General features: G+C 67.3%; 10 protein-coding genes and 1 tRNA gene. 1 reads left to right on the top strand and 10 read right to left on the bottom strand.

Annotation, left to right across the window (positions count from 1 at the left end):
• Positions 1–43: 43 nt before the first annotated feature.
• The 6 genes from DS843_RS29580 to DS843_RS29555 form a co-directional block, all read right to left on the bottom strand.
• Positions 44–478, bottom strand: coding sequence for an NAD(P) transhydrogenase subunit alpha part 2 (locus DS843_RS29580; RefSeq protein WP_149472400.1), 435 nt, complete (start codon positions 476–478; stop codon positions 44–46).
• A 13-nt stretch (positions 479–491) separates the two neighbouring features.
• Positions 492–1,664 (bottom strand): Re/Si-specific NAD(P)(+) transhydrogenase subunit alpha, encoded by a 1,173-nt coding sequence (locus DS843_RS29575; protein ID WP_149472399.1) that lies wholly within the window; start codon positions 1,662–1,664, stop codon positions 492–494.
• Positions 1,665–1,888: 224 nt separating this feature from the next.
• On the bottom strand, positions 1,889–2,344 hold the full coding sequence (locus DS843_RS29570; protein ID WP_149472398.1) for a CBS domain-containing protein: 456 nt from the start codon (positions 2,342–2,344) through the stop codon (positions 1,889–1,891).
• Positions 2,345–2,443: 99 nt separating this feature from the next.
• On the bottom strand, positions 2,444–3,469 hold the full coding sequence (locus tag DS843_RS29565) for a 2-dehydropantoate 2-reductase (protein ID WP_149472397.1): 1,026 nt from the start codon (positions 3,467–3,469) through the stop codon (positions 2,444–2,446).
• A gap of 260 nt (positions 3,470–3,729) precedes the next feature.
• Positions 3,730–4,200 carry a GNAT family N-acetyltransferase gene (locus DS843_RS29560; protein ID WP_149472396.1) on the bottom strand — a complete coding sequence of 157 codons (471 nt, stop codon included), beginning with the start codon at positions 4,198–4,200 and terminating at the stop codon, positions 3,730–3,732.
• A 155-nt stretch (positions 4,201–4,355) separates the two neighbouring features.
• On the bottom strand, positions 4,356–5,285 hold the full coding sequence (locus DS843_RS29555) for a histone deacetylase family protein (protein ID WP_149472395.1): 930 nt from the start codon (positions 5,283–5,285) through the stop codon (positions 4,356–4,358).
• Between the two features lie 506 nt (positions 5,286–5,791).
• On the opposite strand from DS843_RS29555, the gene oxlT reads away from it, so the two are divergent.
• A complete protein-coding gene (oxlT, locus tag DS843_RS29550; protein WP_149472394.1) occupies positions 5,792–7,093 on the top strand; it encodes an oxalate/formate MFS antiporter in 1,302 nt (433 codons plus the stop codon).
• A gap of 91 nt (positions 7,094–7,184) precedes the next feature.
• On the opposite strand, the gene DS843_RS29545 is transcribed toward oxlT, so the two are convergent.
• The 4 genes from DS843_RS29545 to recJ form a co-directional block, all read right to left on the bottom strand.
• A complete protein-coding gene (locus tag DS843_RS29545) occupies positions 7,185–7,391 on the bottom strand; it encodes a hypothetical protein (RefSeq protein WP_149472393.1) in 207 nt (68 codons plus the stop codon).
• A gap of 121 nt (positions 7,392–7,512) precedes the next feature.
• Positions 7,513–8,352, bottom strand: a complete 840-nt coding sequence (locus DS843_RS29540) for an aldo/keto reductase (RefSeq protein ID WP_149472392.1) — start codon at positions 8,350–8,352, stop codon at positions 7,513–7,515.
• Between the two features lie 198 nt (positions 8,353–8,550).
• A tRNA-Glu gene (locus DS843_RS29535) sits at positions 8,551–8,626 on the bottom strand.
• Positions 8,627–8,749: 123 nt separating this feature from the next.
• Entirely contained in the window at positions 8,750–10,549 is a 1,800-nt protein-coding gene (gene recJ / locus DS843_RS29530; protein ID WP_149472391.1) for a single-stranded-DNA-specific exonuclease RecJ, read from the bottom strand.
• Positions 10,550–10,551 lie beyond the last annotated feature (2 nt).

Below are 10,551 nucleotides of genomic sequence, written 5' to 3'. Positions count from 1 at the left end.
ACCGAGGCGACCAGATAGAGAAGGGCGGACAGGGTTTCCATGGTTACTTGCCCTTCTTCTTGAACATCGACAGCATGCGCTGGGTGACCAGGAAGCCGCCGAAGATGTTGACGCTGGCCAGGATGACCGCCAGGAAGCCCATGATCTTGGAGAAGCCGAACCCCGCGGGGCCGGCGGCGATCAGCGCGCCGACGATGATCACCGAGGACACCGCGTTGGTCACCGCCATCAGCGGCGAGTGCAGCGCCGGCGTCACCCGCCACACCACGTAATAGCCCACGAAGCAGGCCAGGACGAACACCGTCAGCCCGGTGATGAAGAAGTTGCCGTGGCTCGCCGCGTCCATGACGGGCGCCGGGATCGGCATCGCGTGGGTCATCTGGGCCACCTGGACCTGAAGCTCAGCCGTCTGGTTGGTGAGGGTGAGGAGCGACTGGCGGAAGGCGTCAATCTGGCTCGCGGGATCGAGATGTTCCATGGAGGCCGCCTCCTCAGACGGTCTGGACTTCGCGGACCGCGTCCGCGAAGGCGGGATGGACGATCTGCCCGTCGCGGGTGAGCGCGATGGCCTTGACGATCTCGTCGTCCCAGTTGAGCGTGACGCCCTTCTCCTTGTCGTGCAGCGACTGGAGCAGGGCCAGCAGGTTCTTGGCGTAGAGCAGCGAGGCGCTCTCGGCGATGCGGCTGGGGTAGTTGGCGTGGCCGACGATCTTCACCCCGTTCTCCGTGGTGACGACCTTGCCCAGCTCCGAGCCCTCGACGTTGCCGCCCTGCTCCACCGCCAGATCGATGATGACCGAGCCCGGCTTCATCGACGCCACATGCTCGCGCGTCACCAGAACCGGCGCCTTGCGCCCGGGGATCAGCGCGGTGGTGATGACGATGTCCTGCTTCTTGATGTGCTCGGCCACCAGCGCCGCCTGCTGGCGCTTGTAGTCGTCGGACATCTCCTTGGCGTAGCCGCCGGACGTCTCGGCCTGTTTGAACTCCTCGTTCTCCACCGCGACGAAGCTGCCGCCGAGGCTCTGCACCTGCTCCTTGACCGCCGGGCGGACGTCGGTCGCCGAGACGATGGCGCCCAGACGCTTGGCCGTGGCGATGGCCTGCAGACCGGCCACGCCCACACCCATGATGAAGGCGCGGGCCGGCGGCACGGTGCCCGCCGCGGTCATCATCATCGGGTAGGCCCGGCCGTACTCGCTGGCCGCATCCACCACCGCCTTGTAGCCGGCAAGGTTGGCCTGGGAGGACAGCACGTCCATGACCTGGGCGCGGGTGATGCGCGGCATGAACTCCATGGCCAGCGCGTTGACCCCCGCCGCGGCGTAGGCCGCCACATGGTCGCGGCTGTTGTGCGGGTTGAGGATGCCCAGCAGCAGCGCGCCGCGCGGGATCAGCGCCAGCTCGTCGAGGTCCCCCTCCCCGGCGAGCAGCGGGCGCTGCACCTTCAGAACGATGTCGGCCCCGGCCAGCGCCGAGGCGGCGTCCGGCGCGATCTCCGCTCCGGCGTCCTGGTAGACCCGGTCCGGCAGGTTCGAGCCCAGACCGGCCCCGGTCTCGATCACGACGTCGAGACCGAGACCTTTGATCTTCTTGACGGTTTCCGGAGACGCCGCGACGCGATTCTCGCCCGCGCGCCGCTCCCTGGGTATGGCGATTTTCATGATTGTTGATTGCCTCCCAAAGCATTCGGCAGGACGAGGCGTCAGCGCTCCGGCCTTGACGGCGGGCTGCCTCGGCGGGCGGCCCGCCGGTCGATTCTCGAATGATGTCCGTGCCGGATCGTGGTCCGGCGTCACGCCTTCAGGGGAGCGGAGCGGTCACCCGGGATGGATGCGGGTGACCGCCGCCGCGCGCTCCCTTTCGACGCCCGCTCTTACGGCGACCGTTATTGGGCAGCCGCGACGGGGTAACTCGCCGCCTCGCCCGGATCGGCGTCCGGCGGTGCCGCGTCGAGCTGCGCCTTGATGAGATCGCGCACGCTGACCACGCCGACCAGCGACGCTCCGTCCAGGACGGGGATGTGGCGGATGGTGTGCTCGTCCATCAATTGCAGCACGCGGCGAACGGAGTCGCCCGGCGCGCAGCAGACGGGATGATTGCTCATCACCGCCGTGACCGGCAGGGACAGGATACCCGGCCCGCGGTCGGTCAGGCCGCGCACGATGTCGCGCTCGGAAATGACCCCGACGACCGTGTTGCCCTCCGTCCGGCAGACGTCCTTGACCACCAGCGCGCCGGTGTTTTCCGCCTTCAGAAGGCGCAACGCCGTTTCCACGGTTTCGTTGATGCGCACCGTTCCGATGCGCGTCCCCTTCCGGCGGAGAATGTCTTCAACCCTCATGACGCTCCTCCTGTGAACCGAATGTCCGGCCCCTCGGCGTTGCTTCGCTCGGTCTTCGGGGCGTTGGCTTCTTTCTTGCGGGGCCGGACCGTTTCCGCCCTACTGGGCGGCGACCGCGGGTGCGGCCTCGGACGACGGCTGATGCGGGCGCGTGTAGCAGCCGGCGATTTCGCCGCGCTGGCGGACGAGCGCCAGCACCACGTCGATGGTCGGGGTGGCGACGCCGACCATGCGGCCCATCTCCTGGACCACCGACAGCAGGGCGTCGATCTCCATCGGACGGCCGCGCTCCAGGTCCTGGAGCATGGAGGTCTTGTGCGCGCCGACGGCGCCGGCCCCGTTGATGCGGCGTTCCACATCCACCCGGAAATGCACGCCCAGGCGGTCGCCGATCTCCTTGGCCTCCAGCATCATCGCCTTGGCGACGGCGCGGGTCTCCGGGTCGGAGCAGATGACATCCAGCGTGGCGTGGGTGAGCGCGCTGATCGGGTTGAAGCAGAGGTTGCCCCACAGCTTCAGCCAGATCTCGTCGCGGATGCGGTCGAGCACCGGGGCGCGCAGGCCGCCGGCCTCCATGGCGGCGCTGAGCTTCTTCACGCGGTCGGACTGCGTGCCGTCCGGCTCGCCCAGCGAGAACTTGTCACCGTAGATGTGCTGAATGACGCCCGGCTCGACGACCTCCGTCGCGGGGTAGACGACGCAGCCGATGGCGCGCTCCGGCCCCAGGCCGTTCCACTGGATGCCGCCCGGATCGACGGTGTCGAGCACGCGGCCTTCGAACTCGCCGCCGTTCTTGTAGAAGTACCAGTAGGGGATGCCGTTGACGGCGGTGACCACGGCGGTGTCCTTGCCCAGCAGCGGCTGGATGGCGTCAACCACGCTGGGGACGGAATGGGCCTTCAGACCGATGATGACGTAGTCCTGCGGGCCGAGTTCCGCCGCGTTGTCGGTGCAGCGGGGGCGGACGACCGTTTCTTCCTCTCCGACGATCAGCTTGACGCCGTTCTCGCGCATGGCCGCGAGGTGGGCGCCGCGCGCCACGAGGCTGACGTCGGCGCCGGCCTGGTGGAGACGCACACCCAGATAGCCGCCGATAGCCCCGGACCCAAAGATGCAGATCTTCATAACCCGTTTCCTCTCCCCCAATTATCGGCCGCGCGCCGCGCGGCCTTTGCAGTAACCCCAATCAATCAGCACACCGAACAAATACGGAGTTTGGTATACCGAATACCAGATGTCAACTGGCAAAATAGACCCTGACGAGGGAGGGACATGATCCGGAATCGGGCGGGAATCCTGGGTTTTCCAATTGAAAATAGAGCATGAAAAACCGGGCGCCCGGCCCATCCGAACGCCCGGTTCGCGGGTCCATCCGGCGATTGGAATCAGGTGAGCGGAAGGACGAGCTGAAACGCCTTAACCGTCATCCGCTTGCGGTGATAGAAGCGGTGCGCGTCGCCGCGCTGGACGCCGGAGATGATCTCCATCTGCGCGCAGCCCTTCTCGCGCGCCTGACCGGCCAACCAATCGAACAGCTTGTCGCCCAAGCCGAAGGAGCGGTGCTTCGGCGAGGTGACCAGATCCTCGACATACATATAGCGGCCACGCGAGAGCGTCTCGTGGACACGGAAGCCGCCGCAGCCGGCCACCTCGCCGTCGATGCGCAGGAGCGCGAGATTGTAGCCGTCCTCCATCTGGCGGCGGATCTGGGCGGCGTAGGCGTCGGCATCCGTCATATGGGTGCGCAGTTCCTTCACCACCGCGTAGCTGTCGGCGATGTCGGCGTCGGTCTTCGCCAGAGTGATCTCGATGGTGTGCTTGTCGGCGGCGTTCTGTTCGGCGATCCGCTGGTCCATCGTGCGTAACTCCCGTTTTTTTGTGTGTTCGAGGGACTCTGTTCGTCACTCTGGTATTTGGTATGCCAGATAATCCGTACAGGAAGCAACCGGACTTATGGTGCACCTGCGCAAAGTCCCCCGGAATCACCCCTTCCCCTCCCCTGGTGGAGCGGTCAGGCGCGCATCAGAGCCTGAAGATGGGCGGCGCAGCCCTCCGCGAGCCCCATCATGTCATAGCCGCCTTCCAGAACCGACACGACGCGGCCGCCGCACAGCCGGTCCGCCGCCTCCACCAGCTTGCGCGTCCCCCATTCGAAGTCGGCGCCGGTGAAGTTCAGCGACGCCAGAGGGTCGCGGGTGTGGGCGTCGAATCCGGCGGAGATCAGGATCAGCTCCGGCTGGAACGCCTCCAGGGCGGGGAGAATCCGCCTTTCCATGGCCTGACGGAACTCCACCGTCCCGGCGTTGGGCGGCAGCGGCGCGTTGACGATGTTGTCGGCGACTCCGGTTTCCCGCGCCGAGCCGGTGCCGGGATAAAGCGGCGACTGGTGGGTCGAGGCGAAGAAGAGGTCGGCGTCGTCCCAAAACATGGCCTGGGTGCCGTTGCCGTGATGGACGTCATAATCGACCACGGCGACGCGGGTGAGGCCGCGCCGCTTGCGGGCGTGCTCCGCACCGACGGCGACGTTGTTGAAGACGCAGAAGCCCATGGCGCGGGCCGGCTCCGCATGGTGGCCACAGGGACGGACGGCGCAGAAGGCGTTCTTCGCGGTCCCGTCCAGCACGGCGTCCACCGCCGCGCAGACCGCCCCGGCGGCCCGGAGGATCGCCGAACGCGAGGTCGCCGACAGCACCGTGTCGGCATCCAACCGGACATGGCCGTCCTCCGGCACCGCGCTCAACACCGCGTCCACGTAGGCCGAATCATGCACCCAGCGGAGCTGCTCCACCTCCGCTTCGGGGGCCTCGTGCCGGGGCAGGCCGCGGAACTCGTCGCGGTCCAGCACCTCCCACACCACGGCGATCCGCTCCGGACGTTCCGGATGGCCCGGACCGGTGTCGTGCGCCAGGAAATCCGGGTGGGTGAAAATGGCGGTGGTCATCGAGTCGTCTCCTCCCCTCTTCATTGGATCGTCGTCCGATGTGATGGCCCTTCCCGAAGGGTCGGGGGCGCCTTCAACGCCGTCGCCCTCATCGTCCGGGTCGACACGCGCTCTTGGACTTTATGTATACCATATACCAATAGTCCCTGTTCGTTTAATCTACGAACAATCAGCCCAGTGGCGCCTATTGCGGCCCAGTTCCCCAACCGAACGAGGGTTGTCAACACCTTAGATAGTGCAGAGCGTCCGCGCAGGCGCACTCCGTTTGTTAAGCTTACAAACTGCTTGCGCCCGAAACTGTATCTGGCATACCATATCTCTAATGCCAAAAACGGCCGCCTGGAAGCTCAAGCCGCCCACACCAAACGGCCGCTTCCGGAGACAAGCCATGGCGAAGGAGACGGACCCGCCACACCACGGGACGACTCCGGTCAAAGCAAAAGAAAAAGCTACCCGACCAAAGAAAAAATTTCGCTTCGCAAAAGATCGCTTCTAGGAGGAGACTCATGCACCAAGCCCTCACGGAGGTCCCGAAGGGGCCTCTCGGTGGCCGCTGGTTCCAGCTCGTCATCGGCGTCATCTGCATGTCGATGATCGCGAACTTGCAGTATGGCTGGACTCTGTTCGTCGAGCCGATCGACCAGAAGCACGGCTGGGGTCGTGCGGCCATTCAGGTGGCCTTCACCATCTTCGTCGTGATGGAGACCTGGCTGGTCCCGGTCGAAGGCTGGTTCGTCGACAAGTTCGGCCCGCGGATCGTCGTCCTGATCGGCGGCGCGCTCTGCGCCGTGGCCTGGGCGGTCAATTCGGTCGCCGACTCGCTGGCCTTGCTCTACTTGGGCGCGGCTCTGGGCGGCATCGGCGCCGGCGGCGTCTATGGCACCTGCGTGGGCAACGCGCTCAAGTGGTTCCCGGACCGCCGCGGCCTCGCCGCCGGTCTGACCGCCGCCGGTTTCGGCGCCGGTTCGGCCCTCACGGTCGTTCCCATCGCCAACATGATCCATTCCTCGGGCTATGAAGCCACCTTCATGACCTTCGGCATCGGCCAGGGTGCGGTGATCCTCGCGCTGGCCTGGTTCCTGGCGTCGCCGAAGAAGGGCCAGGTTCCGGAAGTGACCCGCTCGTCGGTGTCGCAGACCCGCGAGAGCTACACCCCGGTCCAGATGCTGAAGACCCCGGTCTTCTGGGTCATGTACGCCATGTTCGTGATGGTGGCGGCGGGCGGCCTGATGGCGACCGCGCAGCTCGGCCCCATCGCCAAGGATTTCCACCTGGACGGCGTTCCCGTCAGCATCATGGGCCTGACCCTGCCGGCGCTGACCTTCGCCCTGTCCATCGACCGCGTGCTGAACGGCGTCACCCGCCCCTTCTTCGGCTGGGTGTCGGACCACATCGGCCGCGAGAACACCATGTTCATCGCCTTCTCCCTGGAATGCTTCGGCATCCTGGCGCTGAACCAGTGGGGCCACAACCCCGTCGCCTTCGTCATCCTGACGGGTCTGGTGTTCTTCGCCTGGGGTGAGATCTACAGCCTGTTCCCGGCGCTGTGCGGCGACTCCTTCGGTTCGAAGTTCGCCACCACCAACGCTGGCCTGCTCTACACCGCCAAGGGCACCGCGTCGCTGGTCGTTCCCTTCGCCAACGTCGCGGTGGCCTCGACCGGAAGCTGGCAGGCGGTGTTCTTCTTCGCCGCCGCGGTGAACGGCATCGCCGCCCTGCTGGCGATCTTCGTCCTGAAGCCGATGCGGGCCCGCCAGATCACGCAAACCCTGCCGGCACCCAAGCTGGCGGCGGAGCCGGCCCAGTAAGGCACCGGACGGCCCACGGCACAACAACAGCGGCACCCGAACGCGATCGGGCCGGGAGATGTCCCGGCCCGATTTGCTTGTGGGGAAAAGGTCAGAGCGCGCGCGGGAAGGACGCCCAGGATGGGCCGCCCTCGATCTCCTCCTGCTCCTGGCGGGCCTTCTTCACGCGGCGGAGATGCGCGGGTGACCAGGGATCGCGCGCCGGCATGCCGGCGGCGGCGACCTGAATGGTCAGAATCCGCGCCACCACGATGGCGAACCCCGACAGCAGCATGGACAGAAGGACGATGGCGAGCATGCTTCGATTCCCAGATGAACAGCACGCGGAATCGGGTATGCCCGATTCCGCAATGCAGCATACATAGGCCTTTCGGCCAGGGAAATCGAGCCCGCCACCGCAGGCGCGGCGGTTCGCCGCGCTACAGCATCTCCAGCGGACGCGGCCCGCGGGGCGGCGGAAAGGCCCGGTCCAGGTCGGCGATGTCCTGTTCATCCAGCCGCAGATCGGCGGCGGCCCGGTTGTCACGGACATGGGCGGGGTCCGACGCCTTTGGAATGGCGATCACCCCATCCTGGCGCAGCAGCCAAGCCAAGCCGACCTGAGCCGGGGTGACGCCGTGCCGGTCGGCGATTCGGCGCAGTTCCGGGTGGCGCAGCATCCGCCCCTGCTCGATCGGCGAATAGGCCATGACCGGAATGCCCCGCGACCGGCACCAGGGCTGGAGATCGTATTCGATGCCGCGGCGCGTCAGGTTGTAGAGAAGCTGGTTGGTCTGCACCGCCGCCCCACCCGGCGCTCCCACCAGTTCCTCCATATCCTGGAGGTCCAGGTTGCTGACGCCCCATTGGCCGATCTTGCCCTCGCGCATCAGCGCCTCGAAGGCGGCGATGGTATCGGCGAAATCGGGGCTGCCGCGCCAGTGCAGCAGGTAGAGGTCGATCCGGTCGGTGCGCAGGCGCTTCAGGCTGCGTTCGCAGGCCGCGATGGTGCCCCGGCGGCTGGCGTTCATCGGCAGCACCTTGCTGACCAGGAACACCTCGTCGCGGCGCCCGGCGATGGCCTCGCCGACCACCTCCTCCGCCCCGCCGTCGGCGTACATCTCCGCCGTGTCGACCAGCGTCATGCCGAGGTCGAGGCCGAGACGGAGCGCCGCGACCTCCCGCGTCCGGTCGCGGCTGTCCTCGCCCATGTACCAGGTGCCTTGGCCGAGCACCGGAACGGCGGTTCCCGAAGGAAGTCGTGTCGTCGGAATGGTCATGGATGTCTCCAGTTCCCTTAGACCCTGCGATGGGTTTGCAGGAACGTTAGACCACCGAACCATTCCGGGAAACCGCCCCGTGCCCGCGATTCCGGCGGGCGGGAGAAACGACGGGGCGTCAGGAGAAAGGAAAGCCCAAAACGACAAAAGCTCAGCCAAGGGCTGAGCTTCTGAAACCGTTGCCAACCTGTGAGAAGGTGGCGTCCCCAAGGGGATTCGAACCCCTGTCGCCGCCGTGAAAGGGCGGTGTCCTAGGCCTCTAGACGATGGGGACGTCGTTGGCGTGGCGGGATTACTAATGGGATGGCGGGCTCAGCGCAAGCGTTTTTTGCAACGTCTTCCTACCTCGTTCGCGTATGCCCCCCATGCGGCGATACCGCACCGAATTTGTTTGCATTCACACGGATTGCGAGGGCGCGGCGTCGTCGATCAGAAGCTGGACTCCCTCCGCTCCGTTCCAGCGGTCGATGCGCAGAACGCCGGCGATGTGGAAGGGCGATCCGCGGCCCATCAACAGGGCTTTCCCCATCTCGCTGTCCAGCGCGCGGAAGGCGATGGCCTTCAGCCGGGCGCCGTCGTTGCCTTGAAGGATGCAGCGGACGTGATTCGCCCCGACAACGTCCGCCCGCACCACGCGGGCGTCCGTGACGGCGAAGCGCGGTTCCGCGTTGCCGGTGCCGAAGGGGCCGAGTTGGTTCAGACGCTCCACAAGGGCCGCGTTCGCCGCCCCCACGGCCAGCGCGCCGTCCAGTTCAAGGGTCGGCACCAGCGGGGCGGCGGCCACCTGTTCGGCGACGCGGCTGGTCAGGAACTCCTGAAGGGCGGCCATCCTGTCCCCGGCGACGGTGAAGCCCGCGGCCATGCGGTGCCCGCCGCCGGCCAGCAGCAGCCCCTCCTGCCGCGCCGCGATCACGGCCGCCCCCAGATCGACGCCGCGCACCGAGCGGCCCGAGGCCTTGCCGATCACCGTGCCGTCCGCGGCCTGCTCCAGAGCGATCACGCAGGCGGGGCGGCTGTAGCGCTCCTTCAGGCGGCTGGCCACGATGCCGATCACGCCGGGATGCCAGCCCTCCCCCGCCACGAAGACCAGTTCGGCCAGTTCCTCCGCGTGCTCCTCCAGACGGGCCAGGGCGTCCTCCAGAACCCCCTGCTCCACCGTGCGGCGTTCGGCGTTGTGAGCCTCCAGCTTCTGGGCGAGGTCCATGGCCTCCATGGGATCGTCGGTGGAGAGCAGCCGCGCGCCGAGGTCCGACGCGCCGACGCGCCCGCCCGCGTTGACCCGCGGACCCAGCACGAATCCGGCGTGGTAGGCGTCCGGCTTCTCCTTCACCCCGGCGATGTCGGCCAGGGCGGACAGTCCGGGGTTGGAGCGCCGAGCCATGACCTTCAATCCCTGCGCCACCAGCGCCCGGTTCAGCCCGGTCAGGGGCACCACGTCGCACACCGTCCCCAGCGCCACGAGGTCCAGCCACTCCATCAGGTTCGGCTCGTTGCGCCCCGCATAGAATCCGGCGTTGCGCAGCGCCCGGTTCACCGCCACCACGGCCAGGAAGGTCACCCCCGCCGCGCACAGCGTGCGGTAGGCGCCGTCCTCGTCCAGCCGGTTCGGGTTGACCAGGGCAATGGCGGGCGGCAGGCGCGGTTCCGCCGCGTGATGGTCCAGGACCACCACGTCCAGCCCGGCGTCGCTCGCCGCCTCCAGAGCCGCGAAGGCGGAAACTCCGCAATCCACCGTGACCACCAGCCGCACGCCCTCGGCCTTCAGCCGCAGCAGCGCCGGGCCGTTGGGGCCGTAGCCCTCCTTCAGACGGTCGGGCACATAGATCCGCAAATCCGCCCCCACCGCCCGGAAGAAGCGCCTCAGCAGCGCGGAGGAGGTCGCTCCGTCCACGTCGTAATCGCCGAAGACGGCCACCGGCTCGCCCTCCATTACGGCGCGCGCGATGCGCTCCGCCGCCTTATCCATATCCTTGAAGCGGGAGGGATCGGGAAGCAGAGCCTTCAGCGTCGGGTTGAGAAAGCCATCGCAGGCGTCCTCCGTCACCCCGCGGGCGGCCAGGACGCGCCCGACGATCTCCGGCAGCCCCCGCCCCTGCGCCAGCCCCCAGGCCAGCCGCTCGTCATGGGGCCGCGCCTGCCAGCGCTTGCCGGACAGGGAATGGGCGACGTTCAGAAAGGGGGGAACGGTGTCGGTCATGC

The organism is Roseomonas genomospecies 6 (assembly GCF_008365375.1).
Taxonomy (GTDB): domain Bacteria; phylum Pseudomonadota; class Alphaproteobacteria; order Azospirillales; family Azospirillaceae; genus Azospirillum.
The sequence above is the reverse complement of the archived record's forward strand: the minus strand, read 5'-3'. Positions and strand labels throughout refer to the sequence as shown.